The 25,194-nt window shown below is 71.8% G+C and carries 24 protein-coding genes; 11 read left to right on the forward strand and 13 right to left on the reverse strand.

Translation table 11 applies throughout. From position 1 onward, the window contains the following. Positions 1–35 precede the first annotated feature (35 nt). The 6 genes from SAVERM_RS12960 to SAVERM_RS12980 all read left to right on the forward strand — a co-directional run bounded on the left by SAVERM_RS12960 (position 36) and on the right by SAVERM_RS12980 (position 4,903). Positions 36–701, forward strand: coding sequence for an amino acid ABC transporter permease (locus SAVERM_RS12960; RefSeq protein WP_010983923.1), 666 nt, complete (start codon positions 36–38; stop codon positions 699–701). Continuing rightward, entirely contained in the window at positions 698–1,603 is a 906-nt protein-coding gene (locus tag SAVERM_RS12965) for an amino acid ABC transporter permease (protein ID WP_010983924.1), read from the forward strand. Before SAVERM_RS12960 ends, SAVERM_RS12965 begins: the two co-directional genes overlap by 4 nt. Positions 1,604–1,803: 200 nt before the next feature. Then, the gene (locus SAVERM_RS12970) at positions 1,804–3,669 is read left to right on the forward strand and encodes an FAD-dependent monooxygenase (RefSeq protein WP_010983925.1); all 1,866 of its coding nucleotides are present in this window, start codon (positions 1,804–1,806) and stop codon (positions 3,667–3,669) included. Between the two features lie 145 nt (positions 3,670–3,814). Continuing rightward, positions 3,815–3,886 (forward strand): putative leader peptide, encoded by a 72-nt coding sequence (locus SAVERM_RS45545; RefSeq protein WP_324617296.1) that lies wholly within the window; start codon positions 3,815–3,817, stop codon positions 3,884–3,886. Positions 3,887–3,959: 73 nt separating this feature from the next. After that, on the forward strand, positions 3,960–4,505 hold the full coding sequence (locus SAVERM_RS12975) for a cupin domain-containing protein (protein ID WP_010983926.1): 546 nt from the start codon (positions 3,960–3,962) through the stop codon (positions 4,503–4,505). Then, positions 4,502–4,903 (forward strand): rhodanese-like domain-containing protein, encoded by a 402-nt coding sequence (locus SAVERM_RS12980; RefSeq protein WP_010983927.1) that lies wholly within the window; start codon positions 4,502–4,504, stop codon positions 4,901–4,903. Before SAVERM_RS12975 ends, SAVERM_RS12980 begins: the two co-directional genes overlap by 4 nt. Positions 4,904–5,040: 137 nt before the next feature. On the opposite strand, the gene recX is transcribed toward SAVERM_RS12980, so the two are convergent. Both recX and recA read right to left on the reverse strand, forming a co-directional pair. Further along, positions 5,041–5,988 carry a recombination regulator RecX gene (gene recX, locus SAVERM_RS38865; RefSeq protein ID WP_078234464.1) on the reverse strand — a complete coding sequence of 316 codons (948 nt, stop codon included), beginning with the start codon at positions 5,986–5,988 and terminating at the stop codon, positions 5,041–5,043. A gap of 3 nt (positions 5,989–5,991) precedes the next feature. Next, entirely contained in the window at positions 5,992–7,125 is a 1,134-nt protein-coding gene (gene recA, locus SAVERM_RS12990) for a recombinase RecA (protein ID WP_010983929.1), read from the reverse strand. Positions 7,126–7,811: 686 nt separating this feature from the next. On the opposite strand from recA, the gene SAVERM_RS12995 reads away from it, so the two are divergent. Continuing rightward, entirely contained in the window at positions 7,812–8,621 is an 810-nt protein-coding gene (locus SAVERM_RS12995; protein ID WP_237528781.1) for a hypothetical protein, read from the forward strand. A gap of 42 nt (positions 8,622–8,663) precedes the next feature. On the opposite strand, the gene SAVERM_RS13000 is transcribed toward SAVERM_RS12995, so the two are convergent. Both SAVERM_RS13000 and SAVERM_RS13005 read right to left on the reverse strand, forming a co-directional pair. After that, complete coding sequence (locus SAVERM_RS13000; RefSeq protein ID WP_078234496.1) at positions 8,664–9,923, reverse strand: AI-2E family transporter; 1,260 nt, start codon at positions 9,921–9,923, stop codon at positions 8,664–8,666. A gap of 103 nt (positions 9,924–10,026) precedes the next feature. After that, the gene (locus tag SAVERM_RS13005) at positions 10,027–10,221 is read right to left on the reverse strand and encodes a DUF3046 domain-containing protein (RefSeq protein ID WP_010983932.1); all 195 of its coding nucleotides are present in this window, start codon (positions 10,219–10,221) and stop codon (positions 10,027–10,029) included. A gap of 80 nt (positions 10,222–10,301) precedes the next feature. Between SAVERM_RS13005 and SAVERM_RS13010 the strand changes: the two genes are divergently transcribed. Further along, positions 10,302–11,246, forward strand: coding sequence for a hypothetical protein (locus SAVERM_RS13010; RefSeq protein ID WP_010983933.1), 945 nt, complete (start codon positions 10,302–10,304; stop codon positions 11,244–11,246). A gap of 33 nt (positions 11,247–11,279) precedes the next feature. Here SAVERM_RS13010 and SAVERM_RS13015 read toward each other — a convergent pair whose 3' ends face one another. The 3 genes from SAVERM_RS13015 to SAVERM_RS13025 all read right to left on the reverse strand — a co-directional run bounded on the left by SAVERM_RS13015 (position 11,280) and on the right by SAVERM_RS13025 (position 13,337). Continuing rightward, positions 11,280–11,588 (reverse strand): AzlD domain-containing protein, encoded by a 309-nt coding sequence (locus tag SAVERM_RS13015; protein WP_010983934.1) that lies wholly within the window; start codon positions 11,586–11,588, stop codon positions 11,280–11,282. After that, positions 11,585–12,349, reverse strand: a complete 765-nt coding sequence (locus tag SAVERM_RS13020; protein WP_042493001.1) for an AzlC family ABC transporter permease — start codon at positions 12,347–12,349, stop codon at positions 11,585–11,587. Before SAVERM_RS13020 ends, SAVERM_RS13015 begins: the two co-directional genes overlap by 4 nt. A gap of 91 nt (positions 12,350–12,440) precedes the next feature. Next, the gene (locus SAVERM_RS13025) at positions 12,441–13,337 is read right to left on the reverse strand and encodes an AraC family transcriptional regulator (RefSeq protein WP_010983936.1); all 897 of its coding nucleotides are present in this window, start codon (positions 13,335–13,337) and stop codon (positions 12,441–12,443) included. A gap of 214 nt (positions 13,338–13,551) precedes the next feature. On the opposite strand from SAVERM_RS13025, the gene SAVERM_RS13030 reads away from it, so the two are divergent. From SAVERM_RS13030 to SAVERM_RS13040, 3 genes are all read left to right on the forward strand, one after another. Continuing rightward, the gene (locus SAVERM_RS13030) at positions 13,552–18,528 is read left to right on the forward strand and encodes an ATP-dependent helicase (protein WP_010983937.1); all 4,977 of its coding nucleotides are present in this window, start codon (positions 13,552–13,554) and stop codon (positions 18,526–18,528) included. A 203-nt stretch (positions 18,529–18,731) separates the two neighbouring features. After that, on the forward strand, positions 18,732–19,574 hold the full coding sequence (locus SAVERM_RS13035; RefSeq protein ID WP_010983938.1) for an Fpg/Nei family DNA glycosylase: 843 nt from the start codon (positions 18,732–18,734) through the stop codon (positions 19,572–19,574). 33 nt (positions 19,575–19,607) lie between these two features. Then, positions 19,608–20,372, forward strand: a complete 765-nt coding sequence (locus SAVERM_RS13040; protein ID WP_010983939.1) for an SDR family NAD(P)-dependent oxidoreductase — start codon at positions 19,608–19,610, stop codon at positions 20,370–20,372. A 192-nt stretch (positions 20,373–20,564) separates the two neighbouring features. Here SAVERM_RS13040 and SAVERM_RS13045 read toward each other — a convergent pair whose 3' ends face one another. The 6 genes from SAVERM_RS13045 to rimO all read right to left on the reverse strand — a co-directional run bounded on the left by SAVERM_RS13045 (position 20,565) and on the right by rimO (position 25,121). Next, the gene (locus SAVERM_RS13045) at positions 20,565–20,843 is read right to left on the reverse strand and encodes a hypothetical protein (protein ID WP_010983940.1); all 279 of its coding nucleotides are present in this window, start codon (positions 20,841–20,843) and stop codon (positions 20,565–20,567) included. Positions 20,844–21,044: 201 nt separating this feature from the next. After that, positions 21,045–21,515, reverse strand: a complete 471-nt coding sequence (locus SAVERM_RS13050; RefSeq protein WP_010983941.1) for a Dps family protein — start codon at positions 21,513–21,515, stop codon at positions 21,045–21,047. 244 nt (positions 21,516–21,759) lie between these two features. Beyond that, positions 21,760–22,137, reverse strand: a complete 378-nt coding sequence (locus tag SAVERM_RS13055) for a helix-turn-helix domain-containing protein (protein ID WP_010983942.1) — start codon at positions 22,135–22,137, stop codon at positions 21,760–21,762. A gap of 109 nt (positions 22,138–22,246) precedes the next feature. Continuing rightward, positions 22,247–22,792: a CinA family protein gene (locus SAVERM_RS13060; RefSeq protein ID WP_010983943.1), complete on the reverse strand. Its 546-nt coding sequence runs from the start codon at positions 22,790–22,792 to the stop codon at positions 22,247–22,249. Continuing rightward, complete coding sequence (gene pgsA, locus SAVERM_RS13065; protein WP_010983944.1) at positions 22,789–23,637, reverse strand: CDP-diacylglycerol--glycerol-3-phosphate 3-phosphatidyltransferase; 849 nt, start codon at positions 23,635–23,637, stop codon at positions 22,789–22,791. The genes SAVERM_RS13060 and pgsA overlap by 4 nt, the downstream gene beginning before the upstream one ends. Beyond that, complete coding sequence (gene rimO, locus SAVERM_RS13070; RefSeq protein WP_010983945.1) at positions 23,634–25,121, reverse strand: 30S ribosomal protein S12 methylthiotransferase RimO; 1,488 nt, start codon at positions 25,119–25,121, stop codon at positions 23,634–23,636. The genes pgsA and rimO overlap by 4 nt, the downstream gene beginning before the upstream one ends. Positions 25,122–25,194: the final 73 nt, after the last annotated feature.

The following is a 25,194-nucleotide window of genomic DNA, read 5'->3' on the forward strand; positions in this document are numbered from 1 at the left end:
AAGGTCCCTCCACACACGCGGAAGCGCGGGAGATCGTGTTCGACTTTCTTGAAGGTTACGACCTGCTGGGAGCGTTCTGGGTGACGGTGAAGCTCACCGTCTTCGCAGGCGTCGGCTCCCTGATCTGGGGCACTCTGCTGGCCGCGATGCGGGTCGGTCCGGTGCCGCTGATGCGCGGTTTCGGGACCGCCTACGTGAACATCGTGCGGAACATCCCGCTGACCGTGATCATTCTGTTCACCTCGCTGGGCCTGAGCCAGACGCTGGGTGTCAATCTCGGCGCGGACACGTTCGAGACCATCAACTTCCGGCTCTCCGTGCTCGGTCTGATCGCCTACACCTCCGCGTTCGTGTGCGAGGCGCTGCGGTCCGGCATCAACACGGTGCCCGTCGGCCAGGCCGAGGCGGCGCGGGCCATCGGTCTGAACTTCACCCAGGTCCTCACTCTGATCGTGCTGCCCCAGGCGTTCCGTTCGGTCGTCGGCCCGCTGACGAACGTACTGATCGCACTGACGAAGAACACCACGGTGGCGGCCGCGATCGGTGTCGCGGAAGCGGCGGCGCTGATGAAGGAGATGATCGAGAACGAGGCTCAACTCATTCTGATCTCCGCGGTCTTCGCGTTCGGCTTCGTGTGCCTGACGCTGCCGACCGGTCTGATCCTCGGCTGGGTGAGCAAGAAGGTGGCGGTGAAGCGATGAGCTCGGTCCTGTACGACGCCCAGGGCCCGCGGGCCAAGCGGCGAAACGTTCTCTTCACCGTGGTGTTCCTGGTCGCGGCCGCCGCCGTCCTGTGGTGGGTGATCACCAGTCTCAACGACAAGGACCAGCTGGCCTGGGAGAAGTGGAAGCCCTTCTTCTCGAGCACCGAGGCCTGGACCACGTACCTCTGGCCGGGGCTGCAGAACACGCTCAAGGCCGCGGCCCTCTCCATGGTCATCGCGATGCCGCTCGGCGCGGTCCTCGGTATAGCCCGGCTCTCGGACCACAGGTGGGTACGTGTTCCGGTCTCGATCGTGGTGGAGTTCTTCCGGGCCATCCCGGTGCTGATCCTCATGATCTTCGGCGTCGCCCTGTATTCCGAGTACACGAACGTCAGCTCGGACGACCGTCCGCTGTACGCGGTCGTCACCGGACTCGTGCTCTACAACGCCTCGGTGCTCGCGGAGATCGTCCGGGCCGGCATCCTGTCGCTGCCCAAGGGCCAGTCCGAGGCCGCGATGGCGATCGGCCTGCGCAAGAACCAGGTCATGCGGTTCATTCTGCTGCCGCAGGCCGTCACGGTGATGCTTCCGGCGATCGTCAGCCAGCTCGTCGTGATCGTGAAGGACACGGCGCTCGGCGGCGCGGTCCTCACCTTCTCCGAGCTGCTCGCCTCGGTCGGCCCGATGAGCGGCTACTACGGCGCGAACACCATCGCCAGCTTCACGATCGTGGCCCTGATCTACATCGCGATCAACTTCTCCCTCACGACCTTCGCGAGCTGGCTGGAGGGGCGGCTGCGGCGCGGCAAGAAGTCGACGGGCGCCGTGCTCCCGCCGGCCGCGGTCGGCGGGGCCGAATCGACCGGCGCGGGCGGGGCCGGCGGGGGCATCGGCCTCTGACCGGTGGCCCAGGGAAGCCGCCTGACAACTGGTCAGGCATTTGACCCACACGGAGGCAGGTGGCGCGCTCGCCACTGCCTCCGTCGCTTGACGCAAGCACCGGCAATAGGTTGCATACGTTCTGTGATCGCGCACCCCGTTCCAACTGCCTGTTTCCCTAGGTCCCTCAGGACACCACTCCGGGCAGGGGGCAGCGCGCCGTGGACCCGGTGATCATCGTCGGAGCGGGGCCCGTGGGGCTGGCGCTCGCCCTTGCGCTGGCGCGCCAGGAGGTTCCGTCCGTGGTCCTCGACGAGGGTCCGGGCAACGACGAACAGCGGCCCGCGCGAACCGTCGTTCTGCGCGAGGACACCGCCGCGCTCATGGAACGGCTGACGGGTCTCCCGCTCGACGAGGCCGGGTTCCGTTGGGCCGGATGGCGGTCGATGCGGCGCAAGCAGGTGATGAGTGAGATCACGTTCGACGCGGACGGGTCCGGGGGGTCGGTGTACGGCTCTGCGGGCGTCGCCTACGGCTCCGGCGGTGCGGGGTACGGCTCGGCGGGCGCCGCGGGTGTCTCGGATCGCTCCATGGGCGGCTCCAGGAGGCCTGTGGACGACTCACGGGGGGCCGTCGGCGGCTCCAAGGGGTCCGCGGGCGACAACAGGGGGCCCGTGGGCGGCCCCAGGGGGCCCGTGGTCGGCTCTGGGCGTACCGCTGAAGGCGCTGAAGGGCCCGCCCCGCTGCACATCGCCCAGCACGTGCTGACGGGCGCGCTGCGGGCGGCCATCGCGACCGAGCGACTGGTCAAGGTCGCGGTGCGGAGCCGGCTGGACGCGATCGAGCAGGAGGCGTCCGGCCTCACGGCGCACACACGCGACCCGAAGGGGACCTGGTGGCGGGGCAGTTACCTGGTCGGCTGCGACGGACCGCGCTCGACGGTGCGCAAGCTCCTGGACATCCGCTTCCCGGGCCGTACCGCCGTTGAGCGACACGCCGTGGCGGCGCTGCATGCGGAACTTCCCTGGCCCGGTGAGGCGTTGTTGCACCGGATGCCGCCGTGGCGGACGTCGGGCCCCTCGGCCGGGGAGGTGACCGCACGCCCGCTGCCCGACGGCGTGTGGCGCCTGGACTGGCTGTTGCCGCCGGGCAAGGATCTGGTCACGCCCGAGCTGCTGGTGACCCGCGTCCGGGAGACGCTCGCGGGCTGGAGCGGAGGTCCCACACCTCCGTACGAGCTGCTCGACACGGGCGTGCACACCGTCCACCACCGGCTCGCCCGCCGCTGGCGGGCCGGCCGGGTCTTCCTCGCCGGTGACGCCGCGCACCTGCTCGGTGCGCTCGGCACACAGGGTCTCGACGAGGGCCTCAGGGACGCCGACAACCTCGCCTGGAAGCTGGCGCTGGCCTGGCATCACGGCCCGCACGAGCCGCTGCTCGACAGCTATCAGGCGGAGCGCCGTGCGGTCGTCGCGGCCCGACTGCGCGCCGCCGACCAGGCGCTGCCGGTGGTGCGCGGCGGCGGAGGGCTGCGCGCGTACGTGCCCGGCTCGGCCCGCGGACACGACGCGCTGCTCACGGACGGTCACCTGGGGCGCGGGGCACTGGGTACGCCGGGGTCGTACACCGATTCGCCGCTCGCGCCTGAGCGCGCGGACTCGACGGCCCCTGTGGACACGGCACCGGGTGCGCCGGTCGTCGATGTACGGGTGACGGCCGAGGACGGCTCCTTCGTACGGCTGCGGGACCGGCTCGGGCGGGGCGCGCTGCTCGTGGTATTGATCGCGCCGGGTACGGGTGTGTGGGAGCGCAAGCACTGGGTGTCGGCCGGGATCATGCCCCGGCTCGCGGCGGCGGTGACCGCGTTGCCGCATCCCGCCGAGCTGCTGGTCGCGGAGGGTTACCCGGGCGCGGCCGCGCACACCGTGCTCCTGGTACGGCCCGACGGGCACCTGGTCACGGCGCTGAGCGGGGTGCGGCCGGCCGACCTGTACGCGGCGGCGGAGGCGACGCTGGGCGGGCCTGCGGGGTCGGGGAGCAAGGCGGGGACCGAGACGAGGGCGGAGCGGGCGGCGACCGGGGGGTGACCGTGGCGCCGCCTCCGCGGGGGCCGCGGTTCATCTGGGCCCGCTCGCAGTGGGGACGCACGGTCACCGTGGGGTCCACATAGTGACTGTGAGTTTGACCGGCCTCTGCCGTCGTGGTGTACTCCGGATCGTGACCGACACCTGTGTGCGCCTGTGGCGGAGGGTCCATATGGACCTCGTCCGCTATGCGGGCTGCGTGTGTCGTCCGTCCAGCTGAATTCGCATCTTTACTTCCCGCGCGCCTCTCGTGTGCTGCCGCGCGCCCCTACGCGAACGCATGGACGGTACCCGTGTCTGTCTCTCCCTCCACCCCTGCCCCTGCCTCCGTCTCCGTCTCCGCTCAGGTCCCCACCCAGGCCGAGCTTCTCGACTTCGTACGCCGTTCCGCGGCCGACGCCGAGCTGATCGCCTCGCTTCCGCTGGATCCCGAGGGTCGCACCTGGGTGCGTCTGGAGGGCCCCGGCGGCAGCGAGGCCTGGCTGATCGGCTGGCCGCCCGGCACCGGCACCGGCTGGCACGACCACGCCGACTCGGTCGGTGCCTTCACCACGGCAGCGGGCGAGCTCAAGGAGAACTCCCTCGCCGTCCGGCTGCCCTCCGACGGCTGGAGGACGCTGGAACTCACCGAAGGGGTGGACCGTGAACGGCGGCTGCCGGCCGGCAAGGGCCGCTCCTTCGGCAACCACCACGTGCACGAGGTGCTCAACGACTCCACCGAGGAGCACGCGGTCTCGGTCCACGCCTACTATCCGCCCCTGCCGCAGATCCGCCGCTACAGCCGTACCGGTCAGGTGCTGCGCCTGGAGCACGTCGAGCGTCCGGAGGACTGGCAGTGAGCTCTTCCCATGAACGTCCCATAGGTATCGACGAGTTGCTGGAACAGGTCCGGAAGGGTCTCGACCGGGTGGAGGCGGCGGACGCGTACGAGGCCGCGCTGGCCGGCGATGCCCTGCTGGTCGACATCCGGTACGCGGCCCTGCGCGACCGCGACGGTCTGATCCCCGGCGCGCTGGTCGTCGAACGCAACGAACTGGAGTGGCGCCTCGACCCCCAGGGCAGCCACCGCGCCGCCGAGGCCACCGGCCACGACCTGCGCGTCGTGGTCGTCTGCAATGAGGGCTACGCGTCGAGCCTGGCCGCCGCGTCCCTGCGCCAGTTGGGCCTGCACCGGGCAACGGACCTGGTGGGCGGCTTCCAGGCATGGAAGTCGGCCGGGTTCCCGGTGACGGCCTAGCCCGAAGAGCGCCAGGGCATCGACGTCATGGGCCATGGGCGCGCTGGGTAGACATCGCGACGGGGGCCCTCTATCGGGGGGCCCTCTTCAGTAAGGGGCGTCCGCCTTCCCCTTCTCGCCCCCTTTGGCCCCCAGCGTCAGAACCCCTCGTCCCCCAAGCCTTCCGTGTCCTCCCCCTCTTCCTCCAGCGCCTGCCGAACCACCCGCAGAGCCATGCCCTCGGAGTAGCCCTTGCGGGCGAGCATGCCGGCGAGGCGACGCAGCCGCTTGTCGCGGTCGAGGCCGCGCGTGGAGCGGAGCTTGCGGGCGACGAGTTCGCGCGCGGTCGCCTCTTCCTGCTCGGAGTCGAGCTGCCCCACGGCCTCGTCGATCAGTGTGGAGTCCACGCCCTTTGTGCGCAGCTCTCGCGCGAGCGCCCGTCGGGCCAGGCCCCGGCCGTGGTGCCGGGACTCCACCCAGGCGTCCGCGAAGGCGCTGTCATTGATCAGGCCGACCTCCTCGAACCGCGACAGAACCTCGTCCGCCACGTCCTCGGGGATCTCGCGCTTGCGCAAGGCGTCCGCGAGCTGCTTGCGCGTGCGCGGGGTCCCGGTGAGCAGGCGCAGACAGATCGCCCGCGCCCGCTCAGCCGGGTCCCCTGGGGGCTCCCCCTTCTCGGCCCTCGACGAGGCAGGGGCGCCTCCGTCCTGTGGGTCACCGGCCGGCTCGCCGAACCCGCGCCGCCGGCCGCGCCCTCGTCCTCCTTGCGCACCGCCGCCATCGCGTGATGCGCCTTCGCCGCGGTCACCACGGAAGCCGCCGTCACCATGCCGACCGCCACGGCGGGACCGCGAACCGCGACTCTGCGAACCGTCGCCGTCCGCATCCCCGCCGTACGTACCACCGGCGCCGTATGCCTCCCGGGTCGTCCCGGATACCCCGTGAGCGCCGTACACCCCGTGAGCGCCGGATGCCTCGTCGTCGTACGGCTCGCCCTCGTCGTACGCCCCGTCGCCGCCCCCGACGGACCTCCCGTCGGCTCCGCTCCCCCGTCCCTGCGGCGCGACGGGGTACGCGTACTCGGCCCAGTCGGTTCGTCGTGTCATGGGCTAGCTCTTGGCCGCCGCGGCCTTGGACTTGGTGGTCTTGGCCGCGGGAGCGGACACCGTCTTCGCGGTGTCGTCCGTGGCAGCCGCGGCCGACGTGACCGCCGCGTCCGCGCCCGGCTCCGCCGTGGGCTCCTCCGGCCGTACGCCGACGCCCAGCTTCTCCTTGATCTTCTTCTCGATCTCGTTGGCGAGGTCGGGGTTGTCCTTCAGGAAGTTGCGCGCGTTCTCCTTGCCCTGGCCGAGCTGGTCGCCCTCGTACGTGTACCAGGCGCCAGCCTTGCGGACGAAGCCGTTCTCCACGCCCATGTCGATCAGGCCGCCTTCGCGGCTGATGCCCTGCCCGTAGAGGATGTCGAACTCGGCCTGCTTGAAGGGCGGCGCGACCTTGTTCTTGACGACCTTGACGCGGGTGCGGTTGCCGACCGCGTCGGTGCCGTCCTTCAGCGTCTCGATGCGACGGATGTCGAGCCGCACCGAGGCGTAGAACTTCAGCGCCCGGCCACCCGTCGTGGTCTCCGGAGAGCCGAACATCACGCCGATCTTCTCGCGGAGCTGGTTGATGAAGATCGCGGTGGTCTTCGACTGGTTGAGCGCGCTGGTGATCTTCCGCAAGGCCTGGCTCATCAGGCGGGCCTGCAGACCCACGTGCGAGTCGCCCATCTCGCCCTCGATCTCCGCGCGCGGCACCAGGGCGGCGACGGAGTCGATGACGATCAGGTCGAGCGCGCCGGAGCGGACCAGCATGTCCACGATCTCCAGAGCCTGCTCACCGTTGTCCGGCTGCGACAGGATCAGGTTGTCGATGTCGACGCCGAGCTTCTTCGCGTACTCGGGGTCGAGGGCGTGCTCGGCGTCCACGAAGGCCACCTGGCCGCCGGCCTTCTGCGCGTTCGCCACCGCGTGCAGCGTCAGGGTCGTCTTACCGGAGGACTCCGGGCCGTACACCTCCACCACTCGGCCGCGCGGCAGGCCGCCGACGCCGAGGGCGACGTCGAGCGCGGTCGACCCGGTGGGGATGACCTCGATGGGCTCATTCGGCCGCTCGCCCAGGCGCATCACCGCGCCCTTGCCGAATTGCCGTTCAATCTGTGCGAGCGCGGCGTCGAGCGCCTTCTCGCGGTCGGTTCCTGCCATGGGTTCCACCCGGTTTGCTTGAGTCGATCGCTTCACGTCAAAGACGCTAACGCCTGCCACTGACAATGCGCCCCGACGCCCGTCCGGCCTGTGGATAACTCGGGGACTTCTCCATCGAAACCGTGTCGAAATGCCCGTCGAGAGCCTCGCCGGAACCTCCATAAGAATGGATGTTCGATTTTCGTGTCAAGCGCACCACATGGCACTTCCGAGGGTACGTTCGCGGTCCGACAGCCCTCGGGAGCAGTCACCCGACACAGCGCCGACCGGAACGCCGAGACGGCCGCCGACGCCCCACCCGTCAGGCCGGGCCGCGACCGGCGGATCAGGCCAAACGTCGGATCCGCCGCACACAGACCCCGGCGAGTGCGACGGCGAGGCCGAGGAAGATGCCGGTCTCGGCCCACTGGAGGGCCCAGAAATGGTCGGCGGGCTGATAGATCACCCACTGCCGGTAACCGGCCTTGACGAGGACGGCGGTGCATAGAGATCGGCCAGATGCGGGCCGGTGGCCGCGAGGAGTGCGGCGAGCACGACGACGGCGCCGAACACCACCGCGGTCTGGGTACGGAGGTGGTGCCAGGTCGCTACTCCTCCGTGAGTCGCCGGGGCTACTCCTCCGGGCGTACGTCCATTGCCTTCGGCCGTACGACGACGACGTGGGTCCTGCGCACGAGGCTTGGGCCATGGAAAACCTGGTTTCCCCGGCGGTTCCGGGCGCCGCGTCGGCCGCGCGCAAGGGGCCCCGCCGAAGGTTCACGACGCGCCCGGCCGAACGGTTCTGCTACGCGACCGGTGCCCTTCTGGTTCTCTCGGGCCTGGCGCATCTGGTGGTCTTCGCCGTCGACGGCGGCCCCTGGGACGGGCCCGTCTCCTGGCGCAAGCCCGTCACGTTCGGGCTCTCCTTCGGGCTGACACTGGTCGCCGTCACCTGGGTCACGTCGTATCTGCGCGTCGGGGCGCGTCTGCGCACCGCGCTACTCGTCGTGTTCGCCGCCGACTGCGTCGTGGAGGTCGGCGGGATCACACTTCAGGCGTGGCGCCGTGCGCCCTCGCACCTCAACATGGAGACCGGCTTCGACACACTGGTCTCCATGACCCTCGCGGTGGGCGGCGGCGTCCTGGTGGTCGTGCTCTCGGTGTTCGCGGCCGCGGCCTTCCGGCACCGGCCCGAGGGCCCGGTGGGGATGCCGCTCGCGCTGCGCTCCGGGTTCGCGATCCTGGTCGTCGCTCTGCTGTCGGGCGCCGCGATGATCGCGCGCGGGGTGGTGCTGACCCGCACCGGCCACCAGGAGGCGGCGTACCACTCGACGGCCCCGCTCAAGCCGCTGCACGGGGTGAGCCTGCACGCCGTGCTCGTGCTGCCCGCGCTGGCCTCGCTGCTGTCCCGCACGCCCTGGAGCGACCCGCGGAAACAGCGGCTCATGTACGTGGCGGTCGGCGCCTACGCGGTGGCCGTCCTCGCGGCCGGGGTCTGGGCCGTCCTCACGTACTGAACGCCGGCGAGCGAGTGCCCCGCCTCGCGCGCCTCTCACCGCTCACCGGGACCCGTCCTCGGACTCGGCCGCCCGGCTGCGCCCCCACAGCCGACGCACGCGCCCGAGGGCACCGCCGGAGCCGGTTCCGGGGCCACGGCGCCGGTGCCCGTGCACGCGGGGGTCGTCCGTGACGTCGTACCGCTTCACGTACGCCCCGAGGAAGGCCTGAAGGGTGGCGACTGCGGGGATGGCGATCAGCGCCCCGACAGCACCCAGGAGCGCGGTGCCCGCGATGACCGACCCGAAGGCGACCGCGGGGTGGATGTCGACGGTCTTCGAGGTCAGCTTGGGCTGCAGCATGTAGTTCTCGAACTGCTGGTAGACCACGACGAAGATCAGCACCCACAGCGCGTACCAGGGATTCACGGTGAAGGCGATCAGCATCGGCAGGGCGCCCGCGAGATAGGTACCGATCGTCGGAATGAACTGCGAGACCAGGCCCACCCAGACGGCCAGCACGGGCGCGTACGGGATGCCCAGCGACTGCAGCAGGATGTAGTGCGCTATGCCCGAGATCAGCGCCATCAGGCCGCGCGAGTACAGATAGCCGCCGGTCTTGTCGACGGCTATCTCCCACGCGCGCAGCACCTCGGCCTGCCGGGCGGGCGGCAGCACGGAGCACAGGGCGCGCCGCAGCCGCGGCCCGTCGGCGGCGAAGTAGAAGGAGAACAGCGCGATCGTCAGCAGCTGGAAGAGGCCTCCCAGGACCTGCGCGGACACGTCCAGCACACCCGTGGCGCTGTTCTGGACGTACCTTCGCAGCCAGTCGGAGTGGACGAGGCTGTCCTGGATGTCGACCCGTCGGAGATCCGTGTGGAAGGTCGTGTTGACCCAGCTGATGACGGAGTCGAGGTAGTCGGGGAAGCCCTCGACCATCTTGATGATCTGGCCCGCGAGCATCGAGCCGAGCAGGGTGACGAAGCCCGCCGTCACGATCATGGCGCCGAGGAAGACGAGGAAGGTGGCCAGCCCTCTGCGCATTCCGTACCCGGCCATCCAGCTCACCGCCGGCTCGATGGCGAGCGCCAGGAAGAACGCGATGAGAATGTTGATCAGCAGGCCGGTGAGCTGGTGAAACGCCCAACTGCCGAACTGGAAGCCGGCGATAAGGGCGAGGGCGAGCACCATGGCACGCGGCAGCCAGCGCGGCATGCGTCCGCCCCGTCCGGCGGCGTCCCCGGCCGGTGGGTCTGCGGGCGGCGTCGTGCCGAACGGCGATACGTGCTGGGCGACCTTCGCGGTCTCATCTGTCGGGGCCACGGTGCAAGTCTCGCCCACGCCACCGACAACCGACTGCCACCCCCGGATCTTCATGACCGGAACGTCCCGACGCACGATCGGCACGCACTGATCACCAGGTCACTCAGCGGTTCTCCTGCGGAACGTTCATCGCCGTGCACACCGCGCGCCACACGTCCTTGGCCTCCCAGCCGGCCTCCAGGGCCTTGTCCACCGTGCGCCCACCCAACTCCGACATCACGTGATCGCGCGCGAAGGTCTCCGCGTACCCCGCGCCGAAGTGATCCGCCATCCGCTGCCAGAAGACCGTCAACCGCATGACTCCAGTATCCCGCCCCTGAGGGTGGGCCCTCGCCGGGACCGCTTGCCGAGAACGCTTTCCGTCCTACGGTCTGATCCATGGCCGAAACAGGAGCATCCCCACTCCCCCCGACGCCCTCGGCGCGCTCCCCGCTGTCCCGCGCCGAGCACTTCGTCTGGCTCACCGCGCGCGTGCTGGAGCAGCGCCGCTTCGCGTACCACTTCCTGGGTGGCACCGCCGACGCGGTGGAGACCGCGCTGGCCGCCTACCGCAACGAGGACGACGGGTACGGCCACGCGCTCGAGCCCGATCTGCGCGGCCCGGTCAGTCAGCCGTTGCACGCCGGGCACGCGCTGCGTGTACTGGACTCGATCGGGCGCTGCGGCGGGCAGCGGGTGGAGCGTGTGTGCCGGTATCTGACGTCCGTCTCGACGCTGGACGGCGCGCTTCCCGCGATCCGGCCCAGCCAGCGCGGCTATCCGACGGCGCCGTTCGTGCCGGTCGTCGACGATCCGCCCAGCGACCTTCTCGCCACCGGCCCGGTGGTGGGCCTGCTGCACCGCAACGAGGTGTGGCACGCCTGGCTGTTCCGGGCCACCGACTTCTGCTGGCAGGCCGTCGAGTCCCTGCGGAAGTCGCACCCCTACGAGGTCGAGGCGGCCGTGGCCTTCCTGGATTCGGCGCCGGACCGCCCCCGCGCGGAGGCGGCCGCCGACCGTCTGGGCCGTATGGTGCGCGAGCAGCGGCTCGCCGTCCTGGACCCGGAGCGCCTGGACGCGTCCCCCGTATCGCCCGGGTACGGGCCGGGCGAACATCACTTCCCGTACGACTTCGCGCGGACTCCGGGCTCTCTCGCGCGCGCGTGGTTCACGGACGAGGAGATGGCCCGCTCGCTCGACTTCCTGGCGGCCGAACAGCGGAAGGACGGCGGCTGGCCCATTCGCTGGCGCCAGTGGGCCCCCGGCACCGCTCTGGAGTGCCGCCCCATGGTGACGATCGAGGCGCTGCGCACCCTGAAGGCGTACGGACGGGCCATCGCCTGAGGGCAAAGCCGGGCCGGGCGGGGGTGCCGGCGCTCAGCCCGCCATCGCCCGCACGCCCGCCGTCACCACCACCGCCGCGGCGACGACCAGGAGGAACGGCGCACGCAGCACGAGCGCCACAGCGGCCGCGGCGAGACCGGCCGCCTTGGCGTCCAGCACCAGCGTGCGGCCGTCGGCGAAGGTCTGCTGGGCGGTGAGGGCGGCGAGCAGGGCAACGGGCAGCAGGGCCGCGAGCCGTCTGACGAGCGGCCGCTCCAGGACGCCCGCGGGGACCAGCAGGCCGATGAGCTTGACGGCGTAGCAGCCGACGGCGGTCGCGGCGATCGCGATCCAGATGTTCAACGCGCTTCCCTCCGGGTGTCGTGGGCGGAGGTCGCGTCACAGGCGGAGGTCCTCATGCGGCGCCCTTCTACGTAGAGGACGGTCGGGGCGGCCAGCGCGGCCACCAGGACCGGCACACCGGCGGGCAGTACGGGGAGCAGGCCGAGCCCCAGGAGGACGGCGATGCCCGCCACCGCCCGCTCCGCCGCGGTCTTCAGCATCGGCGCGAGCAGCGCCAGGAAGACCGCGGGCCCGGCCGCGTCCAGGCCCCACGCGTCGGTGTCGCCGATGGCCTGCGCACCGACCGCGCCGATCAGCGTGGTGAGGTTCCACAGCACGTACAGCGAGAGTCCGGTGACCGTGAAGCCGATACGGACGCTGCGCCGGGTGGGCTGGGCCAGCGCGACGGCGGTGGTCTCGTCGATGACCCACTGGGCGGCGAACGGGCGCACCGCGCGCGGGAGGGCCAGCAACTGCGACAGACGCAGCCCGTAGAAGGCGTTGCGCACACCGAGGAAGAAGGCTCCCGCGGCCGCCGCGAGCGGGTTGCCCCCGGCGGCGAGCGCACCCACGAGGGCGAACTGTGAGGCGCCGGTGAACACCAGGAGGCTGAGGGCGCAGGTCTGTAGCAAGGACAGCCCGCTGCCGGCCGAGGTCACCCCGAAGGCGAAGCCGGACAGTCCGACGGCGACCCCGACTCCCAGGGCGTCCCGGACGACGGCGGCGTCGGGTTTTCCGCCGTCCTCACTGCGTATGTCTGCGAGAGCTGTCTGTTCTGCCACGCCTCGGACGGTAGCCGCGGGCGCGCCCGTGGGTCTTGTACGTTCTTGCACGCTCCCGCGGCCGTGCCCGTACGCTCCCGCGGCGGTTCCCTCACACACCCGTGTCCATGTTCTTGCGCGCGCCCGTGCGGCCGTCCTCGCCACCGAGCACCGGACGGGCGTCGCTGCCGCGCTCCCGCTGATACGCGCCCGGGGGCACGCCGACGATCCGGGTGAAGTGGCGGTTGAGGTGCGGCTGGTCGGTGAAGCCGACGGCGACAGCCACTTCGGCAGGCGCGGTACCGGCGTCCAGGAGGCGGCGGGCACGGCGTACACGGGCGTCGGTCAGCCAGGTGTGGGGCGGCATGCCGTACGCCTCCCGGAAGGCGCGCAGCAAGGCGAAGGGACTGGCGCCGAGGTCGCCGGCGAGGCGCTCCAGGGTCGGAGGCTCGGCCATGCGCTCTTCGAGCACGGTACGCGCACGTACGGCGATGCCGGCACCTGCGCTACGGACCTCGCGCTGTGGCATCGGTCCCCCGTTCAGCCGGAGCAACCTGGTCACGGCAACCCGCAGCAGGGTGTCGGCGGCGAGCGCGTTGCCCTCGTCGGCGGCGCGGAGCACCTGGTGGACCAGGCCGGCCGCGTACGCGTCGTCGAGCACCGGGCTGGTGAAGCCGGGCGTGCCGCGGATCGAGGTGGTCTCGGCCGCGATCTCGGCCACCAGTTCCGGCGACGGGTAGACCGCCCCGTACCGCCAGCCCTCGGGGACGCCCGCGCGGCCGGTGTGCGGGGTGTCGGGGTTGACCAGCGCGAGGGCGCCCGGGCCCGCGTACTGGTCGGCGCCACCGTGATGGAAGACCTCGACGCCTTCGGCGATGGCCGCGATGACGAAGTTCTCGTGGGTGTGCCGTACGAAGATCTTCTCGATGTAGCTGGCCCGCAGCAGGTCGACACCGGGCAGTTCCGCGTACCGCCAGTGCCGTGCCCGCTCCTTCCCCGTGCCTGCCATGCCCTCATTCTCCGCCACCCGACGCACCCCGCTCGCGGCCCCAGCCACACCCCCCGGCCGCCCCTGAGCGGCCCACCTGGGCTGCCGAGGCGGACCACCCGCCGCCCCACACCCGCGCACGGCCCACCCCACGGCCAAACCGCTCACCCCACCCCCACTCGGACCATTGTCGCAGGTCAGAGCCGTTGTCAGTGCGTGGGTGCAACATGGACGCATGGTCAGTTCCACACACCGAGCCCTCGACGGCTTCTCGCCCGCGACCCGCGGCTGGTTCACGGGGGCGTTTCCCGCGCCCACCGCGGCTCAGGCCGGCGCGTGGCGTGCCATCGGCGAGGGCTCGGACGTGCTCGTGGTCGCCCCGACCGGCTCCGGAAAGACACTGGCCGCCTTCCTCGCCGCGCTCGACCAGCTGGCGTCCGCCCCGCCGCCCGCCGACCCCAGGAAGCGCTGCCGGGTGCTGTACGTATCGCCCCTGAAGGCCCTCGCGGTCGACGTGGAGCGAAATCTTCGCAGCCCGCTGACCGGCATCAGGCAGGAAGCTGTGCGCCTGGGCATGCCCGAGCCCGAGGTGAAGGTCGGCATCCGCTCAGGGGACACCCCGCCCGCCGAGCGCCGCGCGCTGTCCACCCGCCCGCCGGACATCCTGATCACGACCCCGGAGTCGCTGTTCCTGATGCTCACGTCGGCCACGCGGGACGCGCTGACGGGCGTGGAGACGGTGATCCTGGACGAGGTGCACGCGGTCGCCGGCACGAAGCGCGGCGCGCATCTCGCGCTCTCCTTGGAGCGGCTCGACGAGCTGCTGCCCAAACCGGCCCGCCGCATCGGCCTCTCCGCGACCGTGCGCCCGGTCGACGAGGTCGCCCGCTATCTCTCACCGCGGCGCAAGGTGGAGATCGTCCAGCCGAAGTCCGGCAAGGAGTTCGACCTCTCCGTCGTGGTCCCGGTCGAGGATCTGGGCGAGCTGGGCGGCTCCCCGGTCGCCGACGGCAGCGAGGGCGCCGAGCGGCCGTCGATCTGGCCGCACGTGGAGGAGCGGATCGCCGACCTCGTCCAGGCCCACCGCTCGACGATCGTGTTCGCCAACTCCCGCCGCCTCGCGGAGCGCCTGTGTAACAGGCTCAACGAGATCGCCTACGAGCGGGCCACCGGCGAGCCTTTGGACGAGCACCACGCCCCGGCCGAACTGATGGGCGGCTCGGGCGCGGCCCAGGGGGCGCCCGCGGTGATCGCCCGTGCCCACCACGGCTCGGTCTCCAAAGAACAGCGCGCGCTCGTCGAGGAGGATCTCAAGGCGGGCCGCCTGCCCGCGGTGGTCGCCACCTCCAGCCTGGAGCTGGGCATCGACATGGGCGCGGTGGACCTCGTCGTCCAGGTCGAGTCGCCGCCGTCGGTGGCTTCCGGCCTCCAGCGCGTCGGCCGCGCCGGCCACCAGGTGGGCGCGGTCTCCACCGGCGTCGTCTTCCCCAAGTACCGCGGCGACCTCGTCCAGGCCGCCGTGGTCACGGAGCGGATGCGCACCGGCTCCATCGAGTCCCTGAAGGTGCCCGCCAACCCCCTCGACGTGCTCGCGCAGCAGCTCGTGGCCATGGTGGCCCTCGACACCTGGCAGGTCGACGACCTGCTGACCACGGTCCGCCGCGCCGCTCCCTTCGCCTCGCTCCCGGAGTCGGCCTTCACCGCCGTGCTCGACATGCTCGCGGGCCGCTATCCGTCCGACGCCTTCGCGGAGCTGCGCCCGCGCGTGGTGTGGGACCGCGTCGCCGGCACGGTCACCGGCCGCCCGGGAGCGCAGCGCCTCGCCGTCACGTCCGGGGGCACGATCCCGGACCGTGGGCTCTTCGGGGTCTTCCTCGCCGGCGCGGACCCCAAGAAGGGCGGTGGCCGGGTCGGCGAGCTCGACGAGGAGATGGTGTACGAATCCCGGGTCGGGGACGTGTTCACCCTCGGCACCAGCTCCTGGCGCATCGAGGACATCACGCGCGACCGGGTCCTGGTCTCCCCCGCCCCCGGAGTCCCGGGCCGTCTGCCCTTCTGGAAGGGCGACCAGCTGGGCCGCCCGCTGGAACTGGGCCGCGCGCTGGGGGCGTTCCTTCGTGAGGTCGGCGCGCTCCCGAAGGACGACGCCCGGCTGCGGCTGCTGGCAGCCGGACTCGACGCCTGGGCCGCCGACAACGTCCTGTCGTACCTGGCCGAACAGCGCGAGGCCTGCGGACACGTCCCCGACGACCGCACGATCGTCGTGGAGCGCTTCCGGGACGAGCTCGGCGACTGGCGGGTCGTCGTGCACTCTCCCTTCGGTGCCCAGGTCCACGCCCCGTGGGCCCTCGCGCTGGGCGCCCGGCTCGCCGAGCGGTACGGCATGGACGCCCAGGTCATGCACGCCGACGACGGCATTGTGCTGCGGCTGCCGGACGCCGACCTGATGGGCCTGGACCTGCTCGACCAGGAGCCCCTGAAGGCCGGCGCCCCTCTGGACACAGCGGGCGCCGAGCAGGCGCCCATCGGTGCCGCGGACGTCGCCTTCGACAAGGGCGAGGTCAACCAGATCGTCACCGACCAGGTCGGCGGCTCGGCGCTGTTCGCGTCCCGGTTCCGTGAGTGCGCCGCCCGCGCGCTGTTGCTGCCGCGCCGCAGCCCCGGCAAGCGCACCCCGCTGTGGCAGCAGCGCCAGCGTGCGGCCCAACTGCTCCAGGTGGCCAGCGAGTTCGGCTCGTTCCCGATCGTCCTGGAGGCGGTCCGCGAATGCCTCCAGGACGTCTTCGACGTTCCGGGCCTCACGGAGCTGATGGGCGACATCGAGTCCCGCAAGGTCCGCCTGGTCGAGGTCACCACGCCGGAGCCGTCGCCTTTCGCCCGCTCCCTCCTCTTCGGATACGTCGCGCAGTTCCTCTACGAGGGCGACTCACCCCTCGCCGAGCGGCGCGCCGCCGCGTTGTCGCTGGACTCGCGGCTGCTGGCCGAGCTGCTCGGCCAGGCGGAGTTGCGCGAGCTGCTCGACGCCGATGTCCTGACGGAGCTGGAGCGCGAGCTCCAGTGGCTCACCGAGGACCGTCGCGTCAAGGACACCGAGGGCGTCGCGGACCGGTTGCGGCTGCTGGGCCCCTTGACCGACGCCGAGCTGGCCGAGCGCGGGGCCGAGCCGCAGTGGGCCCAGGAGCTGGCCGGGGCCCGCCGCGCCATCAAGGTCCGCATCGCGGGCACCGACCACTGGGCGGCGATCGAGGACGCGGGCCGACTGCGCGACGCCCTCGGCACAGCGCTGCCCGTCGGCGTCCCCGAGGCATTCACGGAGCCGGTCAAGGACCCGCTCGGCGACCTCCTCGCGCGGTACGCGCGCACGCACGGCCCGTTCACCTCAACGGCCGCTGCCGCGCGCTTCGGTCTCGGCGTGGCCGTCACCGAGGGCGCGTTGCAGCGGCTCGCGGCGGCCGGCCGGGTCGTCCAGGGGGAGTTCCACCCTGCGGGCATCGGCCAGGAGTGGTGCGACGCGACCGTGCTGCGCCGGCTGCGGCGCCGCTCCTTGGCCGCCCTGCGGCACGAGCTGGAGCCGGTTCCGCCCGCCGCGCTCGCGCAGTTCCTGCCGCAGTGGCAGCACGTCGGCGGCGGACATGGGCTGCGGGGCGTCGACGGCCTGGTGCGCGCGATCGAGCAGCTCCAGGGCGCCTCCGTGCCAGCGTCCGCCCTGGAGAAGCTCGTCCTGCCGTCACGCGTCTCGAACTACACGCCCGCGATGCTGGACGAACTCACCGCCGCCGGTGAGGTGGTGTGGGCCGGGGCCGGTTCACTGCCCGGCAAGGACGGCTGGGTCTCGCTGTACATGGCGGACGCGGCCCCCCTGCTCCTGCCCGCCCCGCACCCCTTGGAGCCGACCGCGCTCCACCAGTCGGTCCTGGACGCCCTGTCCGGGGGTTACGGCCTGTTCTTCCGGCAGATCACCGATCAGGTCCGGGCCACCACGCACCCCGACGCCACCGATCCCCAACTGGCGGACGTGATCTGGGACCTGGCCTGGACGGGCCGGCTCACGAACGACACGCTCGCGCCGATGCGTTCCCTGCTCGGCTCGGGCCGCACCGCGGGCTCCACCGCGCACCGCGCCAAGCGTGCCGTCCCGCGCGGGCGGTACGGCTCCCTGACGGCCACCGCGCGCCCCCAGTCCCGTACGGGCCCGCCGACCGTCGCCGGCCGCTGGTCGCTGCTGCCCGCTCTCGAGCCCGACACCACCGTGCGCGCCCACGCTCTGGCCCGCACCCTGCTGGACCGGCACGGGGTGGTGACCCGCGGAGCCGTCGCGGCGGAAGGCGTCGAGGGCGGCTTCTCGGCGACGTACCGCGTCTTGTCCGTGTTCGAGGAGAGCGGGCAGGCGCGCCGCGGCTATGTGGTCGAGGGGCTGGGCGCGGCGCAGTTCGCGATGGACGGCGCGGTGGACCGCCTGCGCGCGGCGGCGAACGCGCGGGAGAGGGACGAGACACTGCCCGGCCCGGACCGTTCGGACGGCTTCGCCGGGGGCGCCCCCCATCGGCTCGACGCGGCCCGTCCGTTCGCCCCTGCGGCGGCTCCCGGTTCCGGAGATGGTTTCCTCGACAGGTTCGACCCGCAGTTCGACTCCAACCTGGGCGCCTTCGCCGACCTCTCCGACACTGCCGACGCGCAGCCCGTCTCCAGCCACCCGGGGACGCAGGCAGCCCCCGGCCTCCCCGAGGTGCAGCCGGGTCCAGGCCTTCCCCGCGCGCAAGCCGGCCCCCGCTCCCCGTACGGCCAGGGTCTTCCCCCGAACCGCACTCGCTCCGCCGGCGCCTCCCGAGCCGTCGTCCTGGCCGCGGCGGACCCCGCGAACGCCTACGGCGCGGCCCTCTCCTGGCCCGAACCCCCGACCGGGGCGGGACACAAGCCGGGGCGCAAGGCGGGTTCCCTGGTCGTACTCGTCGACGGCGAGCTGGCGCTCTACATGGAGCGCGGCGGCAAGACGCTGCTGGCCTGGCCCTCCGACCCCGACGCCAAGACGACGGACGATCCCCGTCTACTGGCCGCCGCCGAGGCTCTCGCCGCGTCCGCCCGCGCGGGTTCCCTGGGCACGGTCACCGTGGAGCGGGTCAACGGCGCCTCGGCGCTCACCTCCCCGTTCGGCACCCTCCTGGAAGGAGCAGGCTTCATCGCGACGCCCCGCGGTCTGCGCCTTCGCGCGTGAGGACGAGGCACGGGAGGACAGACCACGGCAGAGCAGGCACCGGGACACGCCAGAGAGCGGCGGGACAGCGCGGCGCGGGCCCACGAGGCGCGGCGCAGGAGCACGGATCGCGGCGCGCGGCGCAGGCCCACGGAGCGCGGGACGGAGTGGCGGAGCAAAGCCGCTCGCGCCACGTCCGGCCCCCGGCATGCCACCCTTGAGCCATGCCCGAAGGCGACACCGTCTACCAAGCCGCGAGGCGTCTGCACAGCGCCCTCGCGGGCAAGGTACTGACCCGTTCCGACCTCCGGGTGCCGAAATTCGCCACGGCCGACCTCACCGGCCGCACCGTACTGGACGTCACCCCCCGCGGAAAGCACCTCCTCACCCGCATCGAGGGCGGCCTCACCCTGCACTCCCATCTGCGGATGGACGGTTCCTGGAAGGTGTACGCGCCGGGCCAGCGCTGGAGCGGCGGCCCCGCACACCAGATCCGGGCGATCTTCGGCACCGCGGACCGCACGTCCGTGGGCTACCGCCTCCCCGTCCTCGAACTGCTCCGCACCGCCGACGAACACCGCGCCGTCGGCCATCTGGGCCCCGACCTCCTGGGCCCCGACTGGGACCCCGACCGGGCTCGGGAGAACCTCCTCCGCGACCCGGCCCGCCCCCTCGGCGAGGCCCTCCTCGATCAGCGCAACCTCGCCGGCATCGGCAATGTCTACAAGAGCGAGCTGTGCTTCCTGCTCCGGGCCACTCCATGGCTCCCCGTCGGTGACCTCCCGGCCGAGCACCTCGCCCAACTCCCCGCCCTCGCCAAGAAACTCCTGGAGACCAACCGCGACCGCCCGGCGCGCAGCACCACGGGCCGCCGCGAGCAGAGGCTCTTCGTGTACGGCCGCGCACCCCGCCCCTGTCTGCGCTGCGGCACCCCCGTCCGGGTGGCCGACCAGGGCGACGGTTCCCGCGAGCGCCCCACCTACTGGTGCCCGGCCTGCCAGCCGGGGCCCACTCCGGCCCCGGGCGCCCACGCACGAAGGCCAAGCCGGCCACGTATCACTAATTGACGACCCGTCAGAAACCCTCGTACCGTCGATGTCATGCCCGTCAAGGCGTACGACCTCACCGGACGCACCGCATTCGTCACCGGCGCCGCCAGCGGCATCGGCCGGGCCTCGGCCGTACTGCTCGCGCAGGCCGGCGCCACCGTGCACTGCGCGGACCGCGACGAGCAGGGCCTGCACGAGACGGAGACCCTGATCAAGGGCGGGGGCGGCACCGCCCGCACCCACCACCTCGATGTCACCGACCGGGCGCGGCTGCACCAGGCCGTTGCCGGATGCGACCGACTCGACATCATGGCCGCGGTCGCCGGGATCATGCACAGCAGTCCCGTGCTGGAGACGCGGGACGAGGACCTCGACCGGGTGCTGAACGTGAACTTCAAGGGCGTGCTGTACGCCTGCCAGGAGGCGGCCCGGCGGATGATCGCGGACGGTACTCGCGGCAGCATTGTCACCATGGCCTCGGGAGCCGTCGACACCGGCGGCCCCGGACTGCTCTGCTACGGCGCGGCGAAGGCGGCCGTGGTCCAGCTGACCAAGACCCTGGCGACCGAGGTCGGCCGGCATGGCATCCGGGTCAACGCGGTGGCGCCGGGCTGGGTGCGTACGGCCATGACGGACCGCCATGACGGGGCGGCGCAGGCGCATACGGAGGCGTTCATGGCCAGGTTGTCACCGCTGGGCAGGGTCGGTGAACCGGACGACATCGCCCACGCGGTACTGCACCTGGCCTCCGACGCCTCCCCGTTCACCACGGGCCAGATCCTCCGGCCGAACGGCGGAGTGGCGATGCCCTGGTAGACCAGGCCCCGACGGCCGGGTCGCCCACCCCAAAACGGCGGCCTGGTCGCCAAACCCCAACAGCCCACACCCCAGCCCCAGCCCACAGGCACCATGCGGCGAATCCCCCGACACCCGCGAAGCCCCCACCTCCCCCGCGTCCAACCACGCGACAGGCGCCGCGACACTCCTCCAGCACCCAGCGCCACCGGGTCAGGCGCGCGGCGCGTCTCCCCCACGCCGCACCTCCGCGCGCCCTTCCCGCGACCTCCACTGCTGCCAGGACACCGCCCACTGGTCCGAGCCGGCCGCTCCTGCCACCCGGGCCTTCGGCACACAGTGCACCGGCAGCAGGCTCAGCCCCCACCCCCCGGCCACGACGGCTCCCTCCAGCACCCCGGAATCGGGCACCAGTACGAGCCGTAGTACCCCCCACCACCACAGCGCGCCGAGCGCCAGCGCCACCCCCCAGCGCGCTATTCGCCCAGCCATCGCCGCCTCCTCCAGCCCGACGCTAGACCGCGGCTCTCCCGCACCGGGAGGGCGCACCGACGGCACACCGGCGCACTGCCGCACCCGTCAACTCCGGCCCCTCGCACGGAGGGCGCGCCCGCCGGCCTCACCGCCGCGCACACGCGCCCCCTCCCGTACCCGCACACGCGCCGGTACCGCGGCCTTGCCGCGGCGCGCGGCTCACCCGTTCTCCGCCTGGAACATCCAGTGGTGCTTCTCCAGATCGGCGGTGATCCCGATGAAGATGTCCTGGCTCACGGGGTCCGCGTCCGCCGTCGACCCCACGCGCTCCCGCATACGCGAGATCACCGCGCCCAGCGCGGTGACCAGCATGCCCACCGCGTCCTTGTCCTGGATCCAGCCCGCGGCCGTCTCACCGATGCCACTGGTGTTCGCCACGGTCACGGCGCGGCCGTCCGGGGAGACACCCAGGGTCGCGGCGCGCTCGGCAACCGTGTCGGAGTGCAGCCTCGCGGTGTCGACGACGTCGTCGAGTTGCAGGTGAATGGAGCGGAAGCGCGGTCCGATGACGTTCCAGTGGACCTGTTTCGCCACGAGTGACAGATCCACCAGGTCGACCAGCGCACCCTGCAATGCCTCGGCCACGGTCTTCAGGTCCGCGTCGGGCAGCGGGCTCTTCACGACATACATCGGCGATCTCCGAATCCTCATGCGTCCGTCGTATGACCCGAGTACCCCGTATTTCCACCATGACCGCCTCGCCCCGCCCCGGCAAACGGGGCCGTCCGGCAACGCGAGAGCCCCGGCCACGCCTCTCCGGGGTTCCCGGAGAAGCCCCGGCCGGGGCTCTCGCACGAGCTCGTCGGCTCGTGCAGGTTCTTGCATGGGTCCTGCGCACTCAGCACGCGAATTCTCTCGCGCGCGCCCGTGAGTGTCAGGCGGCGACCACGTCCACTGCCTCTGTGGGCGCCTTGATCGTGACCCGTTCCGGTGGCACACCGGCGACGGACACGGAGTTGAGCATCGGGCGACGTACCGGTGTTGGTACCGGTTCGGTGGCCGCAGCCGACTGTGCCAGCTCGGCGAGGGCGAGCTCGTCGCTCACTTCCCGCATGAGCTCGGACATCCGTACGTCCAGCGCGTCGCAGATCGCGGAGAGCAGCTCGGAGGATGCCTCCTTCTGCCCCCGCTCCACCTCGGAGAGATAGCCGAGTGAGACTCGGGCGGACGAGGAGACTTCGCGCAGAGTACGGCCCTGGCGCTGGCGCTGCCGACGCAGCACGTCACCCAGCAGGCGACGGAGCAGAATCATCGGTGGCTCCCTCCTCGGACCGCGTAGCCGCATCCTTCACGCCCCACCGTACCGCCTTGCGCCGCGGCCGTGCGGGGAGCGATGTCGTGTTCACTCAGGGCTGTAAACATCAAGTCCCCCCGTTCTCTTCCGTATCCTGTGCCCGCTCATTCCCGGTCTGTTCGCCCGCGAGCTCCTTCAGGAGCAGTGCGAGTACGCTCCGTACACTCTCCATACGGATTTCCGCACGGTCGCCGTTCAACCGCAGGGACGCCACTTTCCCGCCACCGCTGGAACTCCCGGAGCCCGCGAAGGGCCCGTCGACGGCCACGAAAACCGTGCCGACCGGCTGTCCGTCCTGTGCCTCCGGCCCCGCGACACCCGTGGTGGAAATCCCCCAGTCCGCGCCCATGACCTTGCGGACGCCGACCGCCATCTGGGCAGCGACCTGCGGATCCACCGCTCCGCGCTCGGCCAGCAGAGTGCTGTCGACGCCGAGGATGTCCCGCTTCACATCGGTGGCGTACGCGGTCACCGAGCCACGGAAGCTCTTGGAGGCTCCGGGCGCCGCGGTGATCTCCGCCGCCACCAGGCCACCGGTCAGCGACTCGGCGACGGCGAGCGTCTCGCCCCTCACTCCGAGTAGTCGCAGCACTTCAGTGGCCAGGGAATTCACCGTTCCGCCTCCTCGGCCGCGGCTTTGCGCTCGGCGATTCCCTGCCTGCGCAGCACAATGGCCTGTCTCACATAGTCGAGCCCGGTGACCACGGTCAGGACGATCGCCACGCCCATCACCCAGAACCTCAGGGTCGCCAGGGGTCCCGTCAGCGCCAGCACGTACATCCCGACGGCCACGCCCTGGGTCAAGGTCTTCAGCTTGCCGCCGCGGCTCGCCGGGATGACCCCGTACCGGATCACGACGAAACGCAGCAGGGTGATCCCGAGCTCACGCCCGAGGATCACCCCGGTGACCCACCACGGCAGATCGCCGAGCCAGGACAGACAGATCAGTGCCGCACCCATGATCGCCTTGTCGGCGATGGGGTCGGCGATCTTCCCGAAGTCGGTGACCAGGTTGTACGTACGCGCCAGATGGCCGTCGAAGATGTCGGTGATCATGGCGACGGCGAAGGCCGCCCAGGCCCACGCGCGCCAGGCGGGGTCATAGCCGCCGTCGGCCAGCATGAGTGCCACGAAACCCGGTACGAGGACCAGGCGGAGCATGGTCAGCAGGTTCGCGACGTTCCAGACGCTGGCCTGGTTGACGGCCGCGGCGCCCAGCTTTCCGCCCCGCACCTGCCGCGTGCTCTCATGACCGGCGGAAGCTCCGCCCTGGGCGCCCTGTGTGCCGGCGGCGCCGTCATCCACGCTCTGCGCACCGGAGGAGCCGCCCGCCGCGTTCCTCGCGGTCATCGCGCCCGGAACGCCGGCGGCTCCCTTGGCCCCGGAGGCGCCCGCCGCGGAGGCCGCACCCCGTGCGCCGGCGGAACCGCCCGCCGCGGATGCCGGGACTCCGGTCATCTGCCCGCCTCCTCAGTACACACGAGCGACCCCGGGAGCGGCTCGGCCACGAGGTCGACACCTTCCGTACCGACCACCTTCGCCTCGACCATACGACCGACGGTCAGACCTTCGCCGCTCGTGAACAGCACCTGGCCATCCGTCTCGGGCGCCTGGTGCTCGGCGCGGCCGACGGCGCCCTCTTCGTCGTCGATGGACTCGACCAGGACGTGCACGGTCTCGCCGACCCGCTCCTCCGCGCGCTGCGCGACCAGTTCCTCGGCCAGCCGGGAGACCCGCGCAAGCCGCGCGGCGACGACGTCCTCGTCCAGCTTGTGGCCGTACGTCGCCGCCTCCGTGCCCTCCTCGTCGGAGTACCCGAAGACGCCGATCGCGTCCAGCCGTGCGCCCGTGAGGAACCGCTCCAGCTCCGCGAGGTCGGCCTCGGTCTCGCCGGGGAAGCCCACGATGAAGTTGGAGCGCACGCCGGCCTGCGGGGCCTTGGAGCGGATCGTGTCGAGCAGCTCCAGGAAGCGGTCCGTGTCACCGAAGCGGCGCATCGCGCGCAGCACGTCGGGCGCGGAGTGCTGGAAGGACAGGTCGAAGTAGGGCGCGATCTTCGGCGTGGAGGTCAGCACGTCGATGAGCCCTGGCCGCATCTCCGCGGGCTGGAGGTAGCTGACGCGGACGCGCTCGATCCCGTCCACCTCGGCGAGTTCGGGCAGCAGGGTCTCCAGCAGGCGGATGTCGCCCAGGTCCTTGCCGTACGAGGTGTTGTTCTCGGAGACCAGCATGACCTCCTTGACGCCCTGCTCCGCCAGCCAGCGCGTCTCACCGAGCACGTCACTGGGGCGCCGGGAGATGAAGGAGCCGCGGAAGGAGGGGATAGCGCAGAAGGAGCAGCGCCGGTCGCAGCCGGAGGCGAGCTTCACCGAGGCGACCGGGGAACCGTCGAGGCGGCGGCGCAGGGGTGCACGGGGGCCGGACTCGGGCGCCAGGCCCTCGGGCAGGTCCTCCGGCAGGCCCTCGGGGGCACCGTGCCCCGGAAGTGCCACGTCCGCGCCCGCGCTCTGCCGCTCCGCGGGGCTGATCGGCAGCAGCTTGCGGCGGTCGCGCGGGGTGTGGGCGGCGTGGATGCCGCCGTTCAGGATGGTCTGGAGGCGGTCGGAGATGTTCGTGTAGTCGTCGAAGCCGAGCACGCCGTCGGCCTCGGGGAGGGCCTCGGCCAGCTCCTTGCCGTACCGCTCGGCCATGCAGCCCACCGCCACGACGGCCTGGGTTCTGCCGTGTCCCTTGAGATCATTGGCTTCCAGGAGGGCGTCGACGGAGTCCTTCTTGGCGGCCTCGACGAAGCCACAGGTGTTGACGACGGCGACGTCCGCGTCCTCGGCGTCCTCCACGAGTTGCCAGCCGTCCGCCTCCAAGCGGCCTGCGAGCTCCTCCGAGTCCACCTCGTTACGGGCGCAGCCAAGGGTGACGAGTGCGACGGTACGGCGTTCAGGCATGGGCTCAAGACTACTTCGTCCCGCTGACAGCCCACGTCGACGGGGTTGGCCGATCTTGGCCAACCCCGTGTGC

The sequence above is a fragment of the Streptomyces avermitilis MA-4680 = NBRC 14893 genome, from assembly GCF_000009765.2.
Taxonomy (GTDB): Bacteria; Actinomycetota; Actinomycetes; order Streptomycetales; family Streptomycetaceae; genus Streptomyces; species Streptomyces avermitilis.